This is a genomic window from Paenibacillus sp. T2-29, assembly GCF_052921365.1.
Genome location: NZ_JBREVE010000005.1, coordinates 364221 through 388723, shown reverse-complemented (window position 1 = coordinate 388723; position 24503 = coordinate 364221). Strand labels below are relative to the sequence as shown.

Annotated in this window: 14 protein-coding genes and 3 pseudogenes; 14 read left to right on the top strand and 3 right to left on the bottom strand. The window is 41.8% G+C overall.

The features are described 5' to 3' along the window. The first annotated feature begins 9 nt into the window (after window positions 1-9). The 5 genes and pseudogenes from ACU1JV_RS17005 to ACU1JV_RS16985 all read left to right on the top strand — a co-directional run bounded on the left by ACU1JV_RS17005 (window position 10) and on the right by ACU1JV_RS16985 (window position 13013). A complete protein-coding gene (locus ACU1JV_RS17005) occupies window positions 10-9369 on the top strand; it encodes an amino acid adenylation domain-containing protein (RefSeq protein ID WP_413986162.1) in 9360 nt (3119 codons plus the stop codon). Between the two features lie 12 nt (window positions 9370-9381). Further along, window positions 9382-9660: pseudogene (locus ACU1JV_RS17000) on the top strand (hypothetical protein); the annotation flags it as partial. 111 nt (window positions 9661-9771) lie between these two features. After that, on the top strand, window positions 9772-10464 hold the full coding sequence (locus ACU1JV_RS16995; protein ID WP_413986163.1) for a response regulator transcription factor: 693 nt from the start codon (window positions 9772-9774) through the stop codon (window positions 10462-10464). 4 nt (window positions 10465-10468) lie between these two features. After that, window positions 10469-11521, top strand: coding sequence for a HAMP domain-containing sensor histidine kinase (locus tag ACU1JV_RS16990; RefSeq protein WP_165083924.1), 1053 nt, complete (start codon window positions 10469-10471; stop codon window positions 11519-11521). A 325-nt stretch (window positions 11522-11846) separates the two neighbouring features. Then, window positions 11847-13013 carry an alpha/beta hydrolase family protein gene (locus tag ACU1JV_RS16985; RefSeq protein ID WP_413986164.1) on the top strand — a complete coding sequence of 389 codons (1167 nt, stop codon included), beginning with the start codon at window positions 11847-11849 and terminating at the stop codon, window positions 13011-13013. A 185-nt stretch (window positions 13014-13198) separates the two neighbouring features. Here the strand turns inward: ACU1JV_RS16985 and ACU1JV_RS16980 are convergent. Then, window positions 13199-13444, bottom strand: a pseudogene (locus ACU1JV_RS16980) (TetR/AcrR family transcriptional regulator); the annotation flags it as partial. Between the two features lie 139 nt (window positions 13445-13583). Beyond that, entirely contained in the window at window positions 13584-14459 is an 876-nt protein-coding gene (locus ACU1JV_RS16975) for a LysR family transcriptional regulator (RefSeq protein WP_090739100.1), read from the bottom strand. Window positions 14460-14592: 133 nt separating this feature from the next. Here ACU1JV_RS16975 and ACU1JV_RS16970 point away from each other — a divergent pair, with 133 nt between their 5' ends. The 5 genes from ACU1JV_RS16970 to ACU1JV_RS16950 all read left to right on the top strand — a co-directional run bounded on the left by ACU1JV_RS16970 (window position 14593) and on the right by ACU1JV_RS16950 (window position 18363). Next, window positions 14593-15441, top strand: a complete 849-nt coding sequence (locus ACU1JV_RS16970; protein ID WP_264217871.1) for an alpha/beta fold hydrolase — start codon at window positions 14593-14595, stop codon at window positions 15439-15441. Window positions 15442-15597: 156 nt separating this feature from the next. Continuing rightward, on the top strand, window positions 15598-15771 hold the full coding sequence (locus ACU1JV_RS16965) for a hypothetical protein (RefSeq protein ID WP_413987581.1): 174 nt from the start codon (window positions 15598-15600) through the stop codon (window positions 15769-15771). After that, window positions 15716-16828 (top strand): YbfB/YjiJ family MFS transporter, encoded by a 1113-nt coding sequence (locus ACU1JV_RS16960; protein ID WP_413987569.1) that lies wholly within the window; start codon window positions 15716-15718, stop codon window positions 16826-16828. The genes ACU1JV_RS16965 and ACU1JV_RS16960 overlap by 56 nt, the downstream gene beginning before the upstream one ends. Window positions 16829-16906: 78 nt before the next feature. After that, window positions 16907-17695, top strand: a complete 789-nt coding sequence (gene murI, locus ACU1JV_RS16955; protein ID WP_413987570.1) for a glutamate racemase — start codon at window positions 16907-16909, stop codon at window positions 17693-17695. Between the two features lie 275 nt (window positions 17696-17970). After that, window positions 17971-18363 (top strand): tautomerase family protein, encoded by a 393-nt coding sequence (locus tag ACU1JV_RS16950; protein ID WP_013371236.1) that lies wholly within the window; start codon window positions 17971-17973, stop codon window positions 18361-18363. Window positions 18364-18520: 157 nt separating this feature from the next. Here the strand turns inward: ACU1JV_RS16950 and ACU1JV_RS16945 are convergent, their stop codons facing one another. Further along, the gene (locus ACU1JV_RS16945; RefSeq protein WP_413986165.1) at window positions 18521-18868 is read right to left on the bottom strand and encodes a hypothetical protein; all 348 of its coding nucleotides are present in this window, start codon (window positions 18866-18868) and stop codon (window positions 18521-18523) included. Window positions 18869-19348: 480 nt separating this feature from the next. Here ACU1JV_RS16945 and ACU1JV_RS16940 point away from each other — a divergent pair. From ACU1JV_RS16940 to ACU1JV_RS16925, 4 genes and pseudogenes are all read left to right on the top strand, one after another. Then, window positions 19349-20008 (top strand): annotated as a pseudogene (locus tag ACU1JV_RS16940) (MBL fold metallo-hydrolase); the annotation flags it as partial. A 576-nt stretch (window positions 20009-20584) separates the two neighbouring features. Then, complete coding sequence (locus tag ACU1JV_RS16935; RefSeq protein ID WP_446724607.1) at window positions 20585-21391, top strand: DeoR/GlpR family DNA-binding transcription regulator; 807 nt, start codon at window positions 20585-20587, stop codon at window positions 21389-21391. A 26-nt stretch (window positions 21392-21417) separates the two neighbouring features. Further along, window positions 21418-22221: a Cof-type HAD-IIB family hydrolase gene (locus ACU1JV_RS16930; protein ID WP_413986166.1), complete on the top strand. Its 804-nt coding sequence runs from the start codon at window positions 21418-21420 to the stop codon at window positions 22219-22221. A gap of 669 nt (window positions 22222-22890) precedes the next feature. Next, window positions 22891-23634 carry a hypothetical protein gene (locus ACU1JV_RS16925; protein WP_231124630.1) on the top strand — a complete coding sequence of 248 codons (744 nt, stop codon included), beginning with the start codon at window positions 22891-22893 and terminating at the stop codon, window positions 23632-23634. Window positions 23635-24503: the final 869 nt, after the last annotated feature.

Below are 24503 nucleotides of genomic sequence, written 5' to 3'. Positions count from 1 at the left end.
GGAAATCCGATGAGTAAAAGCCTTGAAATCGAAAAAGTGGCTAATTTAACGCCTTTGCAGGAGGGGATGCTCTTTCATACAGTGATGGAGCCGGAATCACAGGCTTACTATGAGCAAGTACGAATGACCATCCGGGGTGAACTGAACCTGGAGGCTCTGCAAAAGAGCTTCCAGACTCTGGTGCAGCGTCATGAGGCGCTTCGTTCGAATATTTATCATCAAAGCGCCTCCCGTTCGCGGCTCATCGTGTTTAAGGAGCGAAATGCGGTGCTTCGTTACGAGAATTTGATAAATATTCCCGAGGCAGAGCAAGCTGCAGCCATTCGCAGCTATGCAGACACAGATCGGAACCAGCGTTACGATCTGAGCAAGGATTTACTCATTCGTCTGACGGTGCTTCAAACCAAAACGCACGTATATACGCTACTTTTAAGCTTTCATCATATAATTATGGACGGTTGGTGCCTCGGCATCGTTATGGAAGAGCTGTTCGCGGCTTATGAAGCACTGAAAGCGGGTAAGACTGTACAACTGCCGACACCGCAGCCTTATACGGGCTATGCCCGTTGGCTGGATAAGCAGGATAAGAAGGCGGCGAAGGAGTACTGGCAGTCCATTCTGAACAGCTATGATCAGCCAGCCGTGCTGCCAACCCTGCCTGTAGCACATTCACTCCTGGCAGATACCGGGTACCTGCTACATGAGCATAAAATAACACTCACGGATGAAACAACCCGTCATTTGCGAACGGTGGCAGAACACAACGGCACAACCCTTAGCAGTCTGTTTCTGGCCGCATGGGGAGTGGTGCTTGGAGGATACAACCAAAGTGAAGACGTCGTTTTCGGCACCGTTGTTTCCGGTCGGCCGCCGGAGCTTGCAGGTGTAGAACAGATGTTGGGACTTTTCATAAACACCATACCGGTACGAATCAAATGGGATGCAGACCAGCCGTTTTCAAGTCTGCTTCGTGAAGTGCAGCGCAACATGGTTCAATCACGGGCATATGACTATTGTTCACTCGCTGAAATACAGGCCCAGTCTGTGCTCAAGCAGCAACTTATGGATCATTTTGTTGTATTTGAAAACTACCCACTGGAGGATATAGTTGGTCGGCCTGATTTGCAGGAACGGCTTGGATTTGTCGTAGAGGACGCCCAGTTATCTGAAGAAACGCCTTACCACTTCAATATCGAAGTAGAAGACGGAAAAGCACTGGGCTTTATGCTGTCCTACAACCGCTATGTCTACAGCGATGAAGCCATGAAACGGTTAGCCGGACATTTGGAGCACGTACTCGTTCAGATTGCACATGCACCTGAACTCCCGCTGGAGGACATTCGCCTGCTGACTGCTAGCGAGAAGGCTGAGCTCACCAATGTATGGAGCGGACCGGTTGCCGCCTATCCTGCTGGGACGTTCCATGGAATATTTGAGGCGCAGGCAGAACGTGTCCCGAAACGGACTGCTGTCATCTACGAAGATACCGCACTGACCTATCATGAGCTGAATGAGAAGGCCAATCTGCTTGCTCAAGCGCTACAAAGTCGCGGGGTCGAACACGAGCATCTCGTCGCCGTGATGCTTGAGCGTTCAGCAGATATGATTATCGCTGTGCTAGGCATTATGAAAGCGGGAGCTGCCTACGTACCTGTCGATCCGACCTACCCGAAGGAGAGAATTACTTACATGCTGCAGGATAGCGGGGCTACAATTATGCTCACGCAATCTTCCCTGACTGAACTACTGGCAGATGTGGATTTTGCAGGTGAAGTGCTGGATTTGCCAGTATTACTTCAACAAGCTTCACAAGCGGAGCAGGCCTACCAACAGGGGCCCACTTACACACCTATCCATGATCCTGAGGCTTTGGCTTACGTCATTTACACATCGGGAACGACGGGCAACGCCAAAGGCGTGATGATCGAGCATCGCCATTACGTAAATACGGCGTGGGGCTATAGAGAAGCTCACCAGTTAAAAGAATTTCCAGTCAAGCTCCTTCAGATTGCCAGTATGTCGTTCGATGTCTTTGCAGGTGATCTGGCCAAAACATTTGTGAACGGGGGCACCATGGTCATCTGCCCGCAGGATGTGCGCAACGATCCTCCAGCTTTGGCCCAGGTCCTCGAGCAGCATAAAATTACGACGGTTGAAGCTCCGCCAGCCTTGTTGACGCTGCTCATGGACTATGTATATGAACACGGTACAGATGTCAGTGCCATGAAGCTGCTTACTACAGGCGCGGACAGCTTTGGCGTTGATAATTATCGGACACTTTTGAATCGCTTCGGTGATACGATGCGCATCATGAATACCTATGGTGTAACCGAAGCGGCAATTGATTCCAGCTTTTATGAAGAAACTGCTGAGCGTCTGCCTTCATCCGGTATCGTCCCAATTGGAAAGGCACTGCCCAATCATAAAGTATATATCCTGGATGAGGCTTTGCGTCCGCTCCCGATCGGTGTAGCCGGGGAGCTGTGCTTGGGCGGTGCCTCAGTAGCCCGCGGATATTTGCACCGTCCTGACTTGACGGCGGAGAAATTTGTACCGAATCCTTTTGTGAACGGAGAGCGTCTGTACCGCACCGGAGATCTGGCACGCTGGCTGCCGGATGGCAACATTGATTTCATCGGCCGAGTTGACTTTCAGGTGAAAATTCGTGGCTACCGGATCGAACCTGGGGAAATTGAGTCGGCCTTACTCCAATTAGACGAGGTACGCCAAGCGGTAGTTACGGATAGAACGGATAAGACCGGACAAAAGTATTTGTGCGCCTACGTAGCAGGAACAGCCGACAAATCCTTCCTGCGGACAGAGCTGGCCAAGCAGTTGCCGAGCTATATGATGCCCCAACATATTATCGTGCTGGATCAACTGCCTTTGACCCATAATGGCAAAATTGATCGTCATGCGCTTCCGGAACCCGAAGATTTTGTGTTGACCGATACCGAATATGAAGCGCCGCGGAGCGAACTGGAGCAGACACTCGCTTCCATCTGGCAGGAAGTCCTTGGCGTTAAACCGATTGGCCTGCGCAACAACTTTTTCGAGCTTGGCGGAGATTCTATCAAAGCACTGCAAATTGCGGCCCGGTTGAATGCAAAGGGCCTCAAAATGGACATGAAGGATTTGTTCCGTCATCCGCAGATTGATTTGATCGTTCCTTATATTAAGACAATAACACGGATCATCCCGCAAGGGGCAGTCCAAGGTGCAGTGGAGCTGACGCCAATCCAGTGGGAATTTTTTGAGTATCATCAAACCGAACGTCATTATTACAATCAGGCTGTCATGCTCCAGAACACCGAAAGATGGAATGAAACCTGGCTGAGAAGCGCCATGGATAAGCTGACCACGCACCATGATGCCTTGCGAATTACCTTTGATGAGCGAGAAAAAGAACCTGTCGCCTATAACAGAGGCACAGCCGAAGGTGAATGCTTCACATTGGAAAGCTACAACTTATTACATGCTGATCAGCCTGAGGCAGAAATCTTACAATTGGCTGACGCGTTACGACGCGGCTTTGATTTGCGTAACGGCCCGCTTGTGCGTTTGGCTTTATTCCGGCTGCAGGAAGCCGACCATTTATTAATCGTCATTCACCATCTTGTCGTAGACGGTGTATCGTGGAAAATTCTGTTGGAAGACCTGGAAAAAGCCTATCAGCAGGCTGCTAACGGTCAAAAGCTACAACTGCCTGCCAAAACTGATTCCTATAAGGAATGGGCAGCACGTTTATCCAAGTACGCGCATAGCGCGCAGGTGCGTCAGGAAATAAACTATTGGAATGAGGTAGAAGCCCGTGAGATACGTCCTCTGCCAAAAGATCATGAGGTTTCGGTTAGCCTCATCCGTGACGTACACCAATCAGAAATGACACTCAGCCGGGCAGAAACCGAAAACCTGTTGAAACACGCGCACCATACCTACAATACAGAAATAAATGATATTTTACTGACGTCGCTAGGATTAGCTTTTTATGAATGGAGCGGACATGCTGAAATTGCAGTCCAGGTGGCTAGTCATAACAGGACGGATTGGATTAAAGACATTGACGTATCCCGTACAGTTGGCCGGTTTACGTCCGTATATCCGTTTGTGGTACATGTGAGCAAGCCCGAAGATCTGGCCTATCAAATCAAGCTGGTTAAAGACAATTTGCGGCGTGTACCCAACCAGGGTGCTGGCTATGGTATTTTACGCTATTTGACCAACAGGGAGCAGCAGGATAAAGCAACCCTTTTTTCTGCCAAGCCACCTGAGATCAGCTTTAGCTTTGACGAAGAAGCCAGAGAAGTTACAACATGGCGTACCTCGGCACTATCCATGTTTGCCGGTTCTGCAATCAGCCCTCTGACTGAAAAAGCACCCGGCTTTGGTATTCATGGTGTGGTGGCTAATGAAAGACTCAGCATTGTATTCGAATATAACGCGCGTGAATATGAAGCATCGACGGTGGCACAACTTACAGCCAGCTTTAAGAATCATCTGATCGAACTTATTCGCCATTGCTGTGCTAAGGAAACAGCAGAACAAAGCCCGACGGATTTTACATATGGGCAATTGTCTTTGGACCAGTTTGAAAATATTGCAAACCGCTTGACGGATAAGCTGTTAAACCACCAAGTGAAAGTTAAAGACCTCTATCCGCTTTCCCCGATGCAGGAGGGAATGCTATTTCATGCCATAGCTGATGAAAAGTCAGAGGCTTATTTCGAACAAACGATTATTACCATTCATGAAGCTATGGATACCAACCTAATCAGCCGAAGCCTACAAAGGCTGATTGACCGCTATGATATTTTCCGTACGGTATTCGTGTATAAGGAGACGGATCGTCCGCTTCAGGTTGTACTGGAGGAACGATCAGCTACTCCTGTGCATACCGAAGATGTGCGCGGTCTACCAGAGGCGGAAAAGCAGAGACGACTCCAAGCCATTTTACAGGAAGAGCGGCAGAGAGGCTTTGATCTGGAGAAGGAAGTACTCATCCGGTTAGCGCTTGTGCAGTGGGATGAGGATATCTCAAAGCTCATCTGGATTTCTCATCATATAATTATGGACGGCTGGTGCCTGCGAACGGTAGCCAAAGATTTTTTTGAAATTTACACATCACTTCGGGACGATACGCCTTTAACATTAGAGCCCGTCTATCCATTCAGTAGCTTTATTCAGTGGTTGGAAAGACAAAATAAAGAGGAAGCAGCAGCATACTGGAACCATTATGTGGATGACTTTGAAAATGAAACCGTCGTGCCCGGCTATACCCGCTCCGTTGATTCTTCGTTTCAGGCAGAGCAGCTCATATGCACATGGGGAGAGCAGCTGACCCAAGGCATGGAGCAAATGGCCAAGCAAAACTGTGTTACCGTCAGCACTTTATTTCAAACCGTATGGGGCTTGTTACTACAAGCGTACAACAATAGTAATGATGTCATTTTCGGGTCCGTTGTGTCGGGCAGACCTGATGAAATCCCTGGGATTGAAAATATGATCGGATTATTCATTAATACCATACCTGTACGTATTAAAAGCTCCGCAGAACTTCGGTTTTCCGACTTGCTTACGTCTATACAGGATTCCTTGATGGAGTCCAATCGGTATTCCTATTTTTCCTTGGCTGATATTCAAGCCCATAGTGTACTAAAACAAAACCTGATCCAGCATATTGTTGCATTTGAGAATTTCCCCGTTTCGGAAGAACTTGTGGACACGGAAGTAAAATCCAAATCTCTCCGTGTTGGTAAAGTTGAGGATATTGAACAGACCAACTATGATTTAAATGTAATCGTCATGCCTGGGCGCGAGCTGGAAATCAAATTTAGTTATAATGCATTGACGTATAACAAAAATGCGATCAAACAATTGGCTGCCCACCTCATCCAAATCATGGAGCAAGTGATTCAGAACCCAAATATCCGGGTTTCGGAGATTGATCTTTTGACGGCAGAGGAAAAACAACAGATTTTGTTTGAATTTAACGATACACGAAGACCGTACCCATCGGATCACACTATACATCGCGCCTTTAAAGAACAAGCAGAGAAAACACCGGAAGCAGTAGCGGTTGTATTTGAAGATTGTGAGCTAACCTACCACGAATTAAATATAAAAGCTAATCAACTGGCCTCGAAACTGCGGAAACTGGGCGTTGTGACGGATACCATCGTAGGCATTTTGACTGAACGTTCACCAGAAATGATTATCGGTATTCTTGGTATTTTGAAGGCGGGTGAAGCCTACTTGCCGCTGGAGCCTTCTTATCCGCAGGAACGGATTATGTTCATGCTTCAGGATAGCGGCAGCGAAATTTTGCTAACCCTGTCCGGCAAGGGAAAACAGATGAACACTTTCAATTTCTCCGGTATGGTTCTGGATCTGGCAGACATCAACTCCTACGATTCAGACGACTTCATTCTTTCTGAATCGATGACAGCAGACGACCTGGCGTATGTCATGTATACATCCGGTTCAACCGGGCGTCCCAAGGGTGTCATGATTGAACACCGGAATGTCATACGGCTAGTGAAGAACACCAATTACATGCCGTTTGCCGAGAACGAACGCATTTTGCTAACAGGGGCGCTCGTGTTCGATGCCTGTACTTTTGAAATTTGGGGAGCTTTGCTGAACGGATTGCGCTTGTACATTGTACCGGAATCCGTAATCTTGGATGCTGTTCAGCTTGGTGAAGCGCTGGATCGATATCATATTACAACGATGTGGATGACATCGCCTTTGTTTAATCAGCTCACCCAGCATAAACCAAATCTCTTTGCTTCGCTAAATCACCTGCTGGTGGGCGGGGATGTGCTTTTATCCGGGATCATTGATACAGTGAGATCACATTCTCCGGGACTGAACGTTATCAACGTTTATGGCCCTACGGAAAACACCACCTTTTCTACTTATTTCCCGATTGATAAGGAATATAACAGCATTCCTATTGGCCGTCCGATTGGCAATTCAACCGTTTATATTATGGATTCTTCAAGCAGGCTGCTGCCCATTGGTGCTCAAGGAGAAATATGTGTTGGCGGGGATGGTCTCGCGCGTGGCTACCTGAACCGGGATGATCTGACCCAGCTAAATTTTGTCCCTAATCCATTCATTCCGGGCGAAAAAATGTATCGGACAGGTGATTTGGGCAGATGGCTACCCGATGGCAATCTGGAGTATCTCGGACGGATAGACCAGCAGGTTAAAATCCGCGGATTTCGTATTGAACCTGGGGAAATTGAAACCCAGCTCATGAGGCATGATGCAGTTCAGGAGGCGCACGTAACGGTAAAAAGCACAAACGATGGTCAAAAAACGCTCTGTGCTTATATCTCAACCGACGTACCGCTATCTAAGAGTGATATGAAGACCCATTTGACTGGCCAGTTGCCGGATTATATGATTCCTGCCCAGTATGTGTTCCTGCGGGCTTTTCCTCTGACAACGAACGGTAAAATCGACCGCCAAGCATTGCCTGAACCAGAAATGGCCAGCGGTACCGATATGGAATATGTTGCTCCGACTAATGAAGTGGAACAACAGTTGGCGGACCTGTGGCAAGTAGTGCTTGGCGTTGAAAAGGTCGGCATTGACGACGGCTTTTTCGAGCTTGGAGGTCATTCATTGAAGGCCATTCAGCTGGTATCCAAAATGCAGGAATCGAACATTCCACTGGATATACATCAATTGCTGCGATATCAAACGATCAGAAACCTGGCCAAGCTGTTACAACGTGGTGAAGAGGGCGGAGAGAACACGGATACGCTTATTGCGAAAACTCAGGAGGTTGAGCAGGCAATTGCCGATGCGTTTGGTGTACAGGCATGGCTTCATTTCGTATCCGCCGATAAGCAAGACTACTTGTTCCTGCAAGTTAAGCCTTTTCACACAGAACAAGTTCAGGCAATCACAGCGTTTATCCAATCTCGTATCCATCCAGACCTTCATCCCCATTATATCGTTCGCTGGGGAACCGACGAACCAGATAGAATTTTTGGGACTCTACCAACTAACGAAGAACAAGAAACCTTACTTAAACTACAAGCCGATGAATGGCTTGCTAGCATTGCCGAGTCAAATATAAGCTGGAATACCAATATATTAAGTCTAAATGCTATTGGGTGCTATCCGCTTGCACCAGCTCAGCAGTATCATTTGCAGCATTTTACAGGCTCGGGCATGGCAATACAGTTAGATAGCTACTTGGACACCGAGCGTTTGACCGCAACAGTTCAGCGGCTTCTTCACCGCCATGAATTGCTAAGAAGTGTGCTTGTTCAATCGTCCGGAGCATGGGAATGGGAACTGCATCCAGCTCCAGAGCATCTTTCTTTACCGATTGTTGATCTCTCGGATCAGCCGATACAAGCACAACGCAGGCTACTTTTATCTATCGCTTCCAGCCTGTTTTTAGAACCTTATGAACTTACACAATCGTTGCAGTACCGGATTGTCCTGGTTCGCTTAAATTTGCGTGAACATCTGTTGTTATTTCCTTGCTCGCACATCATCTTTGATGCTACGAGCAGCGACATCTTACGCAGACAGCTTCTTGATGAATATCATCACCCGCAACAGGAATATACGACAGAAGAGGTGCAGTACCGGGATTATGTGAACCATATCCGTCAAGGCCCTCAAGGAATCAGGGATCAGGAAATCAGCGAGCAATTCGAACTTCAGAGATTTGGTGAGAATAATGAACGTATCCACGCGCTGACCGAAGAACGCAACTATGCTGACACTACTAGATATCGCTGTACGCTGAATTTAAGCGGAATTTCAGAGCAGCACGGCCCTGCGATGATGTGGGAGATTTCGCTTCAAATGGCTGTACGTTTTTTCAGCAGCTATTTCGAAGGCTCTGATGTTCCGCTTTGGCTTACTAATTATGGAAGGCAATATGGCGACCGGAATTATTTTGGAATCGTAGGCGAGTGTATTGATCATATCCCCGTTGTACTGCAGGAAGATGACATGGAACCCTATGAAAAGAGCATCCATACCCATCTGGACTTTGCTTCACGCTATCATTTGAACTTTTTCAACCTGATCTTCAATGCGGAAATGGAGGAAGCTTACCCAGTATCCAGTAGCTTTTTGAAAAAGGGACTTGGACAGCTGCCCATCGTATTCAACTATTTAGGTGAGGGACGCGATAATGCAGAATTGCTCGACAATCTATATACTGAAAGCACACAGACTAATGTCAACAAGGTTATTTTCTTCGAGTCAGAGCATGTAGGGGATATTCTGAAAATTTCACTTACTATTCCATATAAAGAAAACCGGCAGTATATCCATCAAATCTTCCAGACTGCTCGTGACAGGCTTTTGAATGCTTTGACTATTTTGCAGTAAGAAGATGAAGATGTGAATCTATTGTTTAAGGATAGCCGTTTTATCCGTTTCTTCGCATCTCGTACTTCTGCCAATATCGCGGATAGCATTTATTCTATCGTCCTGCTGTATTTTGTTCAGCAATCGACACAGTCGGTGGCGATGACCAGCTTCACGTATACGGCCGTATCTGCGGCGTCGATTTTCAGCTTTCTCGGGGGTCCTTTGGTGGACCGTTATTCACCGCCTTTGTTAGCCAGCATCGCTTTGTTTACGCAGGCTGTGTTAATTTTGGCCGTCTCGTTTCTCATTTAGGGCGGGATGGCCAATCTGGTCGCTATTCTTGTTATTGTATTCATTGCATCATGCTGCCGCAACTGGTAGACTCGCAAAAGTATATTAAAGCAGCTCGGAGGTGCAAAAGTGCAAAAAAAGATATTAATTGTAGATGATGATAAAGATATAGTAAAACTCATAACAAAGAGTTTAAGTTATGAGGGATTTGAAACGATTCCAGCATATTCTGGGAAAGAAGCCTTATGTGCATTGAAAGAAAATCACATTGATTTCATCATTCTTGATATAATGATGCCTGGTATGAATGGTCTTGATGTCTGCCGAAGCATCAGAAATTCTTATAATGCTCCAATTCTGTTTTTAAGCGCTCGGGATAAGGATATTGATAAAATCGTTGGGCTCGAAATAGGGGCAGATGATTATATGACAAAGCCCTTTAGCATTCAGGAGCTTACTTCCAGGATAAGGGCCAACTTCAGAAAAGTTGACAGGCTGCTTAAAGAGTGGAATGAACTTAGTCCCAATAGAGAAGGGACAGATTCTCCTCTCATCTTGAATGATAAGACCTTTGAAGCATTTCTAAATAACAGAAAGCTTAACTTATCAACAAAGGAATTTCAAATATTGTCCATGCTCATGCATAACCCCAATAATGTATTGACTCGTGAGCGGATATATGAATATGTCTGGGGAGACGAATACGGAGAATTAAATACCGTAACGGTTCATATAAAAAATATCCGTAAGAAACTTGGTCCTGAATATGACTTTATTAAAACAATTTGGGGCATCGGATATAAGTATAAGGAAAGAGAGTAATGGTATGAAACTGAAAATAAAGCTGCCTTTACTGTTCCTAGTGATGTTTATAGTTTTTATGGTTTCAATTGGAATCTATTTAAAGTTTATCTTTGCAGCATATTCACCTATATCCAGTTCATTACTGAATCCCTCATATATAGGATTACTCTTTCCTATATTTGCTATTGCCTGTTTCATCTTTATTATTTTGATTATGTATATTTATTTTTTTATAGAAAAACCAATCGGACTGCTTAATACCAGATTGGAAAGAATAAATATTGTGCATCCATTGCCTCCACTTGCATTAAGGAGTAATGATGAAATTGGAGACCTTTATAATCACTTTAATAAGATGGAAAAGAGGCTCCAACTAGCACACAAAGAGCAAACGGATATCATTGCTGCCATTGCTCACGATCTAAAAGCACCATTAACATCTATTAATGGTTTTGCTGAACTGTTAGCTATGCAAAAGGGTCTATCAGAAAATGAAAAGCAGGAATATTATGAGTTGATACAAAAAAAGTCAAAATATATGGCTGAACTCATCAATGACTTTGTAAGCTTCACCAAAGAGAAACAGGATTTAGAATCCATGACTGTGAAACCCGTTGATGCATCAAAATTATTTGAAAACATTGCCCTAGAATATGAATATGAGCTATCAGGACTTGACTGTGAGCTTGTTTACAAACATTTATTCACGGGAAATGTAATGCTTATGGTCAATGAAATTATGATTGGTCGGGTCTTTGGTAATCTCTTCAGTAATGTTGTAAGATATGGAGGAAATAATGAGTTGAAAGTGTATATGACTGGATACTCACAAGGTTCTTATGCCTATTTTGAAATTGAGGATAATGGGACTGGAGTGCCGGATAAGGATATCTCTTCACTATTTCTTAAATTTTTCACTGTGGATAAATCTCGGCAAATTGAAAATGGCGGGATAGGGCTTGGACTTGCAAGCTGTAAATCAATTATTGAACATCATGGTGGAGAAATCTATGCATATTCTTCTGAGTATGGCGGTCTGGGCATAAAGTTCAGCCTTCCACTTGCAAAACATTAATTTTATTTTTTTACAATAATTTAGAGGCCGCTGCTGGTTGAAAGTACAGAACATAGGCAGTGGTCTTTTTGCTTTTTAGTACTTTATGATTTTTTATATTCTCTTTATAAAGATTTATTTTCCTTTTAGAGAAGCTTTATTTTTATATCTTAAAATTTACTTGTAGCTTAAACACTACAAGTAAATTGATAGGAGGAAATGATATGGTAGAAAATTAAGTTTGCGGCACCGACATAGATAGGTGCTCATTTCGAAACATACACCCTTGTGCTTAATCAGAGAAGGATGGGAGTAATCAATAGAGCTAGAAAAGGAGGATACTGCAATGTCAATTGAATTCAGCCGTTGGCCAAACAACTATATGATGTCATATCAAGTAACTAAAGCTCTAGGCATGGCAAGTCTTGGTGCTACTGATGTCACCGAAATTTATGAAGCATGCAAAAAAATAGATCCCAATGATAAGGAAACATGGCATAGGGAATGGCTCATAACAGCAGAGGCCTTGGAAAGACACGGCAAGGAGGCAGAAGCTTTTGGAAACTGGTATACAGCACGTAACTGCTACATTCGTGCTTGCAATTACCACCGAATCGCTGAGTATGCTGTGATGGATAATGACACCGAGAAAATCCGTATATTTAGGAAGGTAAATGAACTCTTCGAAGCTGCCGGAAAGTACTTCGATGTCAAACCCGAGAAAATCCAAGTAGATTATGAGGATGTCAAGTTGGATGGGTACTTTTTCTCACCTTCTTGGATAAAAGGTCCGAAGCCCACAATTTTGGCTCTCAATGGTGGTGATGAGTGGTCAATTGAGAACTATTTCTGGCTAGGGCCTGCCTTTATTTCGTGTGGATATAACTTTATGGTCTATGACCAGCCTGGGACCGGTCTCTCAATGTACGAAAAGGGAAAGGGCAGACGAGCTGACAGCGAGGCTTTTCATTCAAGAGCAATCGACTTTCTTCTGACTAGATCGGAAGTGGATCCTAGCAAGATTATTGTCCATGGTGAGAGCTTTGCGGCATACGACTCCCTTAGATTTGCTTCCTTCGACCACAGGATTGCTGCCGTCATCTCTGACGGAGGCACCCACGCATTCGACTGGGAAGCAATGCTAAAATGGATGCCGCCGAGTTTGGCTGCTCACGGCATGAGAATCCTGGGTGCAAAAAGCTTGGATGACTTTGCGGAAAATCCTCGTTTTGCCTACAATCTCGAGGGCGTGCTTCACCAGATAGAATGCCCGCTTCTTGTGATGCACGGTGCGGAAGAGATATTAGTTCAGCCCAATCCACTAACGCAAGCTCTTAAAAATTACGAGCAGGCTGGTTCGAAAAATAAGACGTTCTTCGCCATAGAGGATAGAAGACTTGGCGGATTAGAACACTGCCAGGTAGACAACATCAACGTGCTGCACGAGGTAGTACTGAATTGGCTTTGTTCCATTGGTCTTGGCCCTTCTGCACCTAGACCAAGTGATTGCTAGGACATTTTTAAGTTAATTAGAAGGTGGATCTTATGAAACTTACATTAGTTACAGATGGAAATGTGTTTGTTAGAAAACATGTAGCGAGATATTTATAATTTAAGGATCATGAAGTTTAATATAAGGGGGCTCGCTAACATTTTAACCGTTCTATACGCTTATCATTAGCGGACATGCATTTTTGGCTGCAAATATGGAACAAGAGCATCAGCCCATTCCATCTGACATACCCAGGTATCTATTTCATTTAATTCATTAATGTGTGTCTCCATGATTTGATTCAATAAATCATATTTGTCCTGATAATGAAGATAAATCGTACCACGGTTTACGTTTGCTTGGTCTGCAATGTCTTGAATGGTAATGTTATCGAAGTTTTTTACAGCCGTTAGCTCTATAACAACAAGAAAGCAGCCGACCAATGTGATCAGCTGCTTTCTTTGTTTTGTTGCCCATGACGCCAGTCCGCTAGAAGGCTGCGGTTTCTATAAGTTAATTACACAGTATGGTTTGTTCTCGTTAATATGGTGCTCTAAAATGTAGGATATTGTCGATAACTTTGAAGGCAGATTACGTAAGAATGAACCTCTGTTTTGAAATCCGGATAAATTCGGACATAGCTGCAGTTTCATAAGTATCTTTACGACGTATGAATAGAGTCGGGGTTTTATAGAATTCTTCCGAGATTTCTTGAGATCGCAAGTTATATTGAACCGTGGCTCTTTCAACCACCGAGCGAGGTAAAAGGGATACTCCGAGACCAGCATGAATACATCCAAGGATTCCTTCCAATGTTCCGAACTCCATGATCTTAGCAGGAATAATTCCTTGCAAATGTAACCAATCCTCGAGTTTTCGTCGGTATGAACACCCAACACGAAATACTAGTAAAGTCAGATTTTGCAATTGTTCAGGCTGATCTATTGAGGGGAATTGTCCTCCCGATATAAACGCAAGTTCCTCAACCCCTACCTCAGTAATATCGAGCTCAGCATGATCAACTGGCGCAGCTACGAAAGCTCCGTCCAACTCGTATTTCAACACTAAATGGATAAGTTCTTCCGTCGTTCCAGTTTTTAATGCCAAATCCACCTCTGGATAGGATTTATGGTAATCAGTGAGAATAGATGGTAGCCGAATCGCAGCTGTGGTTTCAGGCGATCCGATCCGAAGCGGGCCTCTTGGGATTGAGTTATCTGCCACGACTCGTTCTGCCTCTTGAGTAAGAAAGACAATTTTCTCAGCATAGGACTTGAGTGTCTCTCCGGATGTTGTGAGCCGAACCCCTTGCCGGCCACGACGAAATAACGCTGTTTTCAGTTTCTTTTCAAGCTGCTGGATACGGATGCTTATACTCGACTGAACATATTCCATTTTTTCGGCTGCTTTGGTAATGCTGCCTTCGTTCGCAACCGCCAGAAAAATCTGCAAGTCCCGGATGTCCACCGTCATTCCTCCATTTTATTATTGATAATTTTGATATTACAAATCGTATAAATTCATTTTACACGATATTTTTGAGGAGTTACAATTAGTTTAGTAAACGGCAGGTCTTATGAAGAAAACAGGAGGTTATAGTATGAGGGCTTATCATTCATTAGAGATAGAAGGATTAAACGTATTTTATCGTGAGGCTGGTAATCCCAACAAGCCAGTCATTTTATTGCTTCATGGCTTTCCATCCGCAAGTCATATGTTTAGAGAGCTAATACCTATTTTAGAAAAAGACTACTATTTAATTGCTCCTGATTATCCGGGGTTCGGGAATACCTCATCACCTGACAGAGAAGATTTCCAGTATACATTTGACCATATTACTGAAATTATCGAAACTTTCATCGATAAACTAGGGCTTACTAAATATGCGTTATATGTCTTTGACTACGGAGCCCCTATTGGCTTTCGCATTGCCAAGCACCATCCAGAACGTGTAACAGCAATAATAAGCCAAAATGGCAACATTTATCTTGAAGGACTAGGAGGAAAATGGGCGGCACGAGAAGATTATTGGCGTTATCCTACACAAGAAAAAAGGGAAAGTTATAGGACAGCATTTGCGCCTAACACAATCAAGGGCCAATATGTTGATGGAACAAAGGAAAGTCAAGTTTCCCCAGATGGGTATACTCTTGATATTGCTTATATGTCCCGGCCGGGAAATGATGAGAAACAATTGGATTTAATTTTTGATTACCAAAATAATGTAAAAATGTACCCGGAGTTTCAACAGTATCTCCGTGAATATCAGCCGCCCTTGCTAGCAGTCTGGGGTGAAAATGATGTTTCCTTTATTCCGGCTGGTGCTGAGGCTTTTAAGAAAGATTTACCTAAAGCCGAGATTCATTTATTAGATACTGGGCACTTTGCATTGGAAACACATGCATATGAAATTGGAGAACTAATGTTGGATTTTTTAGGAAAACAATAGAATTTGAAGATTCAAAAGTTGGTAAATCCCGGATGGTGTCTACCGTCATTTCTTTGTTATAAGAATTGATTTTTTTAATGTTAACCAGGACTTATGTTCATATTAATTGATGTATTAAGAGGTAAATTGAATTTAGAAGGGTGACAGGTCAGTCTCATGGAGAATTCAGGAGCTAAAAATGCGAAATTGTTTAATTCCACAAAGACCATGATCGGTGGTTTAGTTATGCTCATTATTGCAATGGGAATCGGACGTTTTTCATATACTTCCATTGATGCAATCACAAGCTCATCTATCCGCTACGGAATCCGGATATTTGGCAGGGAGTAATAACTTGGGTTACCTTATCGCTGCCTTTGGTGCAGGTTTCATAACCTGGGGATCCCGAAGAGCCTATCATCTTCGGATGCAATTGGTACTCTGCATCATTTTAACGGGACTTATGGGAATCACTTCATCATTTTTGTGGTGGATGATTTTGCGCTTTCTTGCTGGAATTAGTAGCGGCCTTATTTTCGTTCTATCATCAAGTTTAGTGTTGGATGCGTTGTTTTCAGATAAGCGTGAAAATTGGGTAGGTATATTTTACGGAGGAGTTGGCGTTGGTATTGTTTTAGTTGGTTTACTTGCGCCTTTTCTTAGCATTTTCACTTGGAGGGGGCCTTGGATCGGCCTTTTGATCATTAGTATCATCCTTATCGTACCCGTTTGGTCATTTATCCACGATAAAGAGCCGAAACCTATAACTCAAAATGCTGAATCCCTGAGTTCATCAGCGGAAAATCCATCTATTTTCGGCTGGCTACTTATTGCTTATGGACTTGAGGGGTTAGGTTATATAGTAAGCGCGACGTTTCTTGTAGCAATGGTTAAGCAAATGCCTCATATGTCAAGTTTTGCTGACTTTAGCTGGATTATCGTTGGGATAGCGGCGGTACCATCAACAGTGATCTGGTCCTGGTGGGCGAGTAAAGTCGGTTACATCAAACCATTGATTATTGCGCTTATCCTGCAGGCTGTTGGGGTCATACTACCGGTATGGCTTCCCAATATATTCGGCGTGACGTTAGGATCTGTCCTTTTTGGAGGCACTTTTATGGGCATTTCCATGCTCGCTATCGCCGCAGCACGTATGTCTAGACCATTTAGTGGTAATAGAGCAATTGCTTTGATGACAGGATTTTTTGGTATCGGGCAAATACTCGGTCCAATCGGAGTCGGAATCGTTTTAGAAGTGGCGCATAGCTATAGCCTATCACTACTTCTTGCCACTTTGGTGCTTGTTGTTGCTGCTATAATATTGCTATCCGGTGCAGTCATTTCAAGTCAAAAAGGAGCGATAGGAAATTTGAACCATGCTCGTATTCATCCTGATCAAGAGCTTTAGTTAGATCCTGGGTAATTTACATTGGAACCAGATACAATTGGAATTGGTGAATTAATTCCTTATTGGAGGAATAGAAAAATGCAAATAGGTTTTTTTGATTCTGGTATTGGAGGCATTACTGTATTGCATGATACATTAAAAGTTTTACCTAATGAAGATTATATGTATTACGCAGATACAATAAATGTTCCATATGGGCACAAAACGAAAGATGAAGTTAAAAAGTATGTTTTAAATGCTATAGAATTTATTAGCCAGCAAAAAGTAAAAGCGATAGTGATTGCTTGTAATACTGCCACAAGCGCAGCAATCGAAGAAATAAGGGCAAAATACAGTATTCCAATCATTGGTATGGAGCCTGCCGTAAAACCAGCTGTTAAAACAAAAAAAAATATAGATAAACGAGTTTTAGTAACTGCTACTGCTTTGACTCTAAGGGAAGAAAGACTTCAAAATCTTATTACTAAATTAGATAACGAACATGTTGTTGATTTATTACCTCTTCCGAAATTAGTTCAGTTTGCAGAAAGTTTTGAGTTTAACGAGCAAATAGTGCTGCCTTATCTTCAAGAACAATTATCTATATATGATTTAAGTAAGTATGAAACTATTGTTTTAGGATGTACTCACTTTTCTTACTATAAAGATATATTTAGAAAATTATTTTCATCGGATGTTAATATAATTGATGGAAATAATGGAACTGCAAAAAATCTAAAAAAAGTACTGGAAGAAATGAATTCTTTAGATGAAGGCAACGGTAATATTTCTTTCTATTGTTCAGGGGCCAAAGTCGAGGATAAGGCTAAATTAAAAGAGTTTAATAAACTGTTCAAAAGATTGGAGGCTATTAACGAATATAATTAAAAAGTCTGCCAGCCTTTCGGAGTAAACTTCTTTCTGCCTGAGCAATCAGAAGTTTCGGAAGAAGCAGTTTACCGGATCACAGATTATCTGAATAAATACCGCATCAAACTTAGAACTGCTCAAAATCCATCTCATATGAAGTTTTCAGAATCATTTGAAGAGCAGCTACTGGTACTGTTGGAGGAGCGTGTACCCTTAGTCCGGTAATTTTCTTTTATTAGAATGGTTGATAATAAATAGGGAAAAATAACTTTTATTAAAGGGAGGAAGTTAAAATGCCATTACTTCGTTTTGATCTTATTAAAGGACGAGATAAAGCAAGCCTGAAAAAACTTTTGGATGTTGCCCACCAAGTTGTTGTGGAAGCTTTTGACGTTCCTGAGCGAGATCGTTACCAAATCGTTCACGAACACCCGGCGGACCATATGATTATTGAGGATACTGGGCTAGGATTTAACCGTACCGATAGTCTAGTTATTCTCTCCATAATAAGCAAAGCCCGGCCAAAAGAGAAGAAACAAAAGCTCTATTCCTTGCTGGCTGAAAGGTTAGAAGCTGAATGCGGCATCGCACCAACCGATTTAATGGTATCTATTGTTGAAAATAATGATGATGATTGGAGTTTTGGACTGGGGGAGGCACAATTTTTGACCGGTAAGTTAAGCTGATTCAATGCTAGTCGTTTCGATCTTAATCGGTAATATCTCTAATTCTAATCGCCCTTAAATTGGTCTGGTAGGTTAGTTGAAGGGCGATTTCCATGAGGTTTGGTATTGAGATGGTAAAATAGGCTTATGTATGGTCCAAAATTACAATTACATCCAATCATTCTGATGTGAAACAACCCAATTCATAGTAAGTATTATTGTTGAAATCAAAGCTTTTAATCACGTCAAGACCAAGCTTTTTGGTATGGGCAGCGTAAGATCTATGATTGATGTGGTTTATAAAAGTTATCAATATCGGATATTTTTTACTCATTTGCATTCTGGAAAAATCAAAAACCTTTCGGAGTACTACCGTCCCCCTGTAATCCATATCAATGCAAATTGGCCCATACTGATAAGTGTTTTCAGTAGAAAGCGTAATCCCCTTATATTCTGTATCTTTCAAATCGCCAATCATAAATTGAAAAAGAGGCCACTTAGCCCAATACTTCCATGAGGCAGCCATCAGATAAGCAATAATCTTCTGGCCATGACACGCAATTGTAATTCCATTTTCTTTTTCAATTAATTCCTTAAATTGTTCTTCTGTAAATAAGGTTGTTACGAAGCCATCGGGTTTGTCTTTTTCACTAATGGTTGTAATGTGATATTTTTTTTTGTAATTCCACTATAGCAGATATATCATCAACAGTAGCGTTTCTATAAATCATTGTTATCCTCCTATATGAAATGAGCTTAAAAAATTTTACTTCAGCATTCGACATATTGCAACCATTTTAAGTTGTAGGTTTTTGCGAGAGGAAGGCTACACTATGATCAGGAGAGCGTTAACAGGGGGAGAGCGACTGGAATTTCTATTATCCTACCTGTCTTACAAGGGAACATTGGAAAAGTTTTTCAACAATTTTCCCAAGAGGGAGAGGATTTTCAGATCGACCCACTGCAGATTAGTGTAGCCCCTGACGAATAAGCAAATGGAGTTAGAATTGATACAGGGCTTGGGATTGATAGTATCAAAAGAATAACAGAGCAGTTGACATCTTTACCTCTAAAAGTTATTACGACACATGTCCACACTGACCACATAGGTAACCATGGCGAATTTGAACGGATCTTTGTCCATAAAGGAGATGAAGACTGGCTAATTAACGGGATTCAAGGCTTAACAATAGAGCAAATCAGGAAGAATATTAGAAGAGATATAACCTTGCCTACTCCAGAAAGGTTTAATCCGGATACATACCAACTCTTTAAAGGAAAGCCGACAGGTTTGTTGAAGGATGGTGATATATTCGATCTAGGGGACAGAAGATTAATTATATATCACACTCCAGGACATTCTCCTGGCCATATTTCAGTTTTCGATGAAACAAAAGGGTATTTATTTACTGGCGATCTGCTCTATGATGAAGCGCCAATATATGCCTTTTATCCTTCAACGAACCCTGTTGATTTAGTGAATTCATTAGAAAAGATTGCAAGAATACCCAACATCAAAATGGTATACGGTTCTCACAATACATTAGGACTTAATCCAATAATTTTAGATGAAGTAAAAATTGCAGTTAAATTTCTGAGGGAACATGATCTCGTCAAATTTGGAACTGGGATTCATAAATTCAACGGATTTAGTGTTCAGTTCTAATAATCTTGTCAAACTAACGGGAAACGTTAGCTCAATAAAATAGCGATAGTCTAGGACTTTATTTCGTGTTATTTAGGTCAATCAGAGATTTCTGGTTGGCCTTTTTTCTTAGGCATCATATGATGGCGGTAGCCGAGAGAACGTTGACTTTATTGGGGCGGGCCCCGTCGTGAAAACAGTTCTCTCACTGCCCTCAATGACCATGTTTGAGCTGGTTGAGACAGGGATCTCGTATCACAAGCGAAGCTATGGGGGAGAACCATCGTGGGAGTGGCCGCAACTTTAATATTAGGGAGTGTGTTATGGAGCCGGTTGTAGGATTAGATGTGGATTAGTTTCCTATTTTAATACGCGAGGAGTGCAAGCATTTTATAATCAATCCACTTCAAACTAAAAACCGACACTGCAGATGTCAAAAGATTGAATTTATCAATAAATAGGCAAAATGTATAAAGTCCCTGGACTCTTAATGCGATGTGCATGCGGATCGGGGACTTATCATGTGAAATACTCAATATAAGCGGTTTGCTTAATTTTTGAAAAAAACACTTAAAAACACTTAACAAAAAGCGTTAAATTGCTTATGATGAATATAGGGAAAGGGGGAGGGATTATATTCACCAAGAGGAACGACTTTTAAAAATTTTGGAGTATCTCCAAAGCCGTAACCAATTATCAAATTCGGAAATTTGCGATTTATTGAACATCTCGAGAGATACGGCAAGAAGGGATATTATTAAGCTTGTTCATGAAGGGGGGGTTATCAGAACCCATGGAGGTATTGCCTTACCCTTATTAAAAGAAGAAATAAGAGCCTACAAGGAACGTGTAACCTCAGCAACAAAGCAAAAGATGCTTATTGCAAAAGCAGCTTCTGAGCATATCGCTGACGGAGATGTATGCTTCATGGATGTATCGACTACCATTCAACTGCTCTGTGGGCAATTGGACAAGAATCTGACGGTTTACACACACTCGTTGGATAATGCAGAAGCTTTATCAGCAAAAAGTGAAATTAACATAAATTTGCTCGGGGGCAAATTTAATCATGAAAACCGTTTTTTTTATGACTACGACACGGCTATGCAGTTGAACGATGTTTTTTTTGACAAAGCTTTTTTAGGAGCTGCCGCCATTATGGAAGACGGAGTGTATTTTGCGAACCGTGATGATGCTTTAGTTAAAAAGCTGGTATCGAGGCGTGCCAGAGAAGTATTTTTACTTGCCGATTTCAAAAAATTTAATTTAACAAGCCCGTTTAAAGGTCTGAGTTTTTCCGAAATTGATATTCTAATTACAAATCAGGATGCCCCGAAGCATTCATTGCTGTTGTTGCAGGATAGCGGAGTAGAAGTTATCAAGGTGCTTGAGGAAGAAAAGTGATAAAAAATCGCAAGGGAGCATGGGCCATGATACAAGCAATCTTTAGCGATATTGACGGGACGTTGTTAAATTCAAAACATCAAATTACATTCGACACCAAAAATACAATCCAAAAGGTTGTGGGAGGAAATATCCCTTTTGTACTCGTTTCAGCGAGAATGCCAAGCAGCATTTTTCCTCTTCAGCAAGAGCTCAATATTAATGCTCCCGTCATTTGTTATAGCGGTGGTCTAATATTGGGCTGTAATAGGGAAATCCTCCATAGCATCTGTTTATCGAAAAAGAGCATTAAACAAATATACGATATTGTATCGGATCATTATCCTTCTATTAGTTTTAACTTATATGGCTATGACCAGTGGATCGTTGATAACACTCAAAATCCTTGGGTAATTCAGGAAGCGGGAATTATTAATGGCTCTCCCATACAGAAGGTGCTTTCCTCATATATAGAAGAAGATCATGAAACTCACAAAATTTTATGCATGGGACCTCCCGAAGACGTTGAGCGGCTTGTACAACAAATCAAAAATGAAGTTACTGGTATCAGTGTCTATAAATCCAAGGGAACCTATCTGGAAATTATGGATGAGATGGTGTCCAAATCGTATGCCATTCAGGAACTCGAGGGGATATTTAATATTACTTATCGTGAATCGATGGCCATTGGAGACAACTATAATGACATGGATATGATTTTGTACGCAGGCCTAGGAATTGCAATGGGGAATGCGCCAGAGGAAGTTAAGAAAATTGCCGACTGGGTCACATCGAGTAATGATGAAGACGGTTTGAAAATAGGCTTGGAGAAATACATTTTGTCCGTTTGAAATGATCCAGTGACATTGGATATACAAACACCAAAAAACTGTAGGCATTAGAAATAGAACAGAGGGGGACACATAACCCTGAGGATACTGAGTTTGTATCTTCTCGGTCTGCGAGTGACGAGAACGGTAGAAAAAGAAAAGCAGAGTGAGACGACAAAAAGAGATCAACGTGTTTCGACCGTTGATCTCTTTTTGTTGTGCTCACTCAGCACGACAGATTACAAAAGAGATGAGGAAGGTTAGGTTGGGAGTTTGGTCGTCTGGATTTGTAGTGAAGAGCTTATTTACCTGTAATGCAGAAGAGCAGAAGGGATTAGCGATGCACGTGGCATCAAAAGTCAAGTTTATTAAACTAAAGGGCAGGATAGTCAATTTTTTCACAAATACTTTACATTTGAAAGAAATTTGCGAAATTCGTAGATAAGAGGTCATGAGAAAGTGATGTAAGCTTTTGGATGCTAGGTGAACAAGGAGAGCCTGCTTACCTTATGACGGATTTTCTTATAATGGACTGGTTAAAACCCATGAAAACGTGGATTCTTTTTTATGCAACATTAACGTTATCTTTGTGTGATCAAACATAGGACTTTAGCAGTTAGATACCATTCATAGATATAGTGAATAAGTGGATAGTGTATAATGAAGAAAATAGAAACGGAGGACAAATCGGTGAAGATACAACTATTGGTACTAATCATTTCTATTGGTGGAGTAGTATTAGCGACATTCATTTCTGTGTTTGCTGTGCTTCGATTGAAAAAGAGTCATCAAACGGCGAGTGACGAACAGAAGAATAGTAGAAAAGTAAACTTAGCCATACCGTCTAAAACATTTGAAGTTGAACTCCATCAATCACTCTTTCAGGACTGGGGAAGTGGTGTGGAGGAATCATCGTTTCAAGACGATAAATCTAGTGTTTATCTAGAAGTTTATAATCATGGAAATATCCCAGCAGAAAATGTCATGGTTGAGATTGCGGTTGATTTTGATGAATTAAATGATTTTATGAAAGATCATACCGCTTTCAATGATGAAGATAATCATTCATTTTATCTTTCTGAGGAAGAAGAAAAAGTCGTTATTTCATTTAATAAAGTAGAAAATATCAAACATGAAATCAGTTTTCATCTTGAGGAATTGGGAACGATTCATCCTGTTGGCGCAGAAAAACACGGTATAAAAATACATCTTCCTAGATGGTACATATACTTATTGAACATAAAGGCATTTAATGAAAACTTGGATTTATTCAGTTTGAATATCATATTGGTGTACAAAGATCCGAATAATGAAAGTAAATTATGTACAGAAGAGTTTTTGATTGAACCTGAGATACATATGGCGAAGAGGGAAGAAGAGCATTCTAATAATAAGGTGAAGTATAGAATTAAGGGTGAGTTAATAATAGAATAACTGTTTGGCACGGTTTATACGGCTTCCAGTAGGTAGTCGTTCTTTTTTTTGTTTCAAAAGATACTTAACAATATGGCCAGCTACAAGGCAATTAAAATGAACAAATGGACTTCAAGGATCAATGTGAAATCGGTGAACCTATTTAGGTAACTTTGCGTCATTAATGTAGGAACATTTTTGTCATTGGATAAAAATGGGGAGAATATGGACTAAGTAATTGTAGTGACACAAATCTCCCCTAAGTCTAGCCTCAGGGATAAATACAGTGAGATTGATGAATTTTACCTGATTTATATCATGAAGAATCCACGTTGCTATGCGGGTTTTCTAAGACATCTTCACAAAACCCGTATTTCTTTCAGTTTGATTAAATTATTATTTAGTCTTTATTTAATAAGGGTTTTATATATTGTGTCACAATATATGTATATTTGATTGTAAGTATAGGTTTAAGCCATAGACACATCGGCAGAGGAATAGCCACAGAAGCAACAGCGAAAGCGATAGCTCCTATCCATTATGAAAAGAAACATGAATTCATTCATGCTTTTTGCAATCCTGCTTCTAATGTCATTTGTCGCAAGCTTGGCTTCTTCTTATTGGTGAATGTGATTTTGAATACCCTGTTGGTACTACCATACGATGTAATGACTGGAGGCTGAGGGTCGGGGACGGCTTATCTTAGTTGTGTAAAATAGATATTAATTGTAATTTGCAAGAAATATGTCGTACCGTTCGGCACAATAGCATGCAGCGCTTCCATGAGCTTGAGTGAGGAAACTAAATCATTTCCAGGGAGCTTAATGATTAAGTGAATTTATGAATCCCAGTACGGATTAGCATTCAGTTCTAATAATCTTGTCCAACTC

What these genes read in the sequence shown, in the direction of transcription:
- ACU1JV_RS16930 (WP_413986166.1), top strand. Translation starts at nt 21,418, where the DNA reads ATGATACAAGCAATCTTTAGCGATATTGACGGGACGTTGTTAAATTCA.
- ACU1JV_RS16965 (WP_413987581.1), top strand. Translation starts at nt 15,598, where the DNA reads ATGGAGAATTCAGGAGCTAAAAATGCGAAATTGTTTAATTCCACAAAG.
- ACU1JV_RS16945 (WP_413986165.1), bottom strand. Translation starts at nt 18,868, where the DNA reads ATGGCTGCCTCATGGAAGTATTGGGCTAAGTGGCCTCTTTTTCAATTT.
- ACU1JV_RS16960 (WP_413987569.1), top strand. Translation starts at nt 15,716, where the DNA reads ATGCAATCACAAGCTCATCTATCCGCTACGGAATCCGGATATTTGGCA.
- murI (WP_413987570.1), top strand. Translation starts at nt 16,907, where the DNA reads ATGCAAATAGGTTTTTTTGATTCTGGTATTGGAGGCATTACTGTATTG.
- ACU1JV_RS16985 (WP_413986164.1), top strand. Translation starts at nt 11,847, where the DNA reads ATGTCAATTGAATTCAGCCGTTGGCCAAACAACTATATGATGTCATAT.
- ACU1JV_RS17005 (WP_413986162.1), top strand. Translation starts at nt 10, where the DNA reads ATGAGTAAAAGCCTTGAAATCGAAAAAGTGGCTAATTTAACGCCTTTG.
- ACU1JV_RS16950 (WP_013371236.1), top strand. Translation starts at nt 17,971, where the DNA reads ATGCCATTACTTCGTTTTGATCTTATTAAAGGACGAGATAAAGCAAGC.
- ACU1JV_RS16970 (WP_264217871.1), top strand. Translation starts at nt 14,593, where the DNA reads ATGAGGGCTTATCATTCATTAGAGATAGAAGGATTAAACGTATTTTAT.
- ACU1JV_RS16990 (WP_165083924.1), top strand. Translation starts at nt 10,469, where the DNA reads ATGAAACTGAAAATAAAGCTGCCTTTACTGTTCCTAGTGATGTTTATA.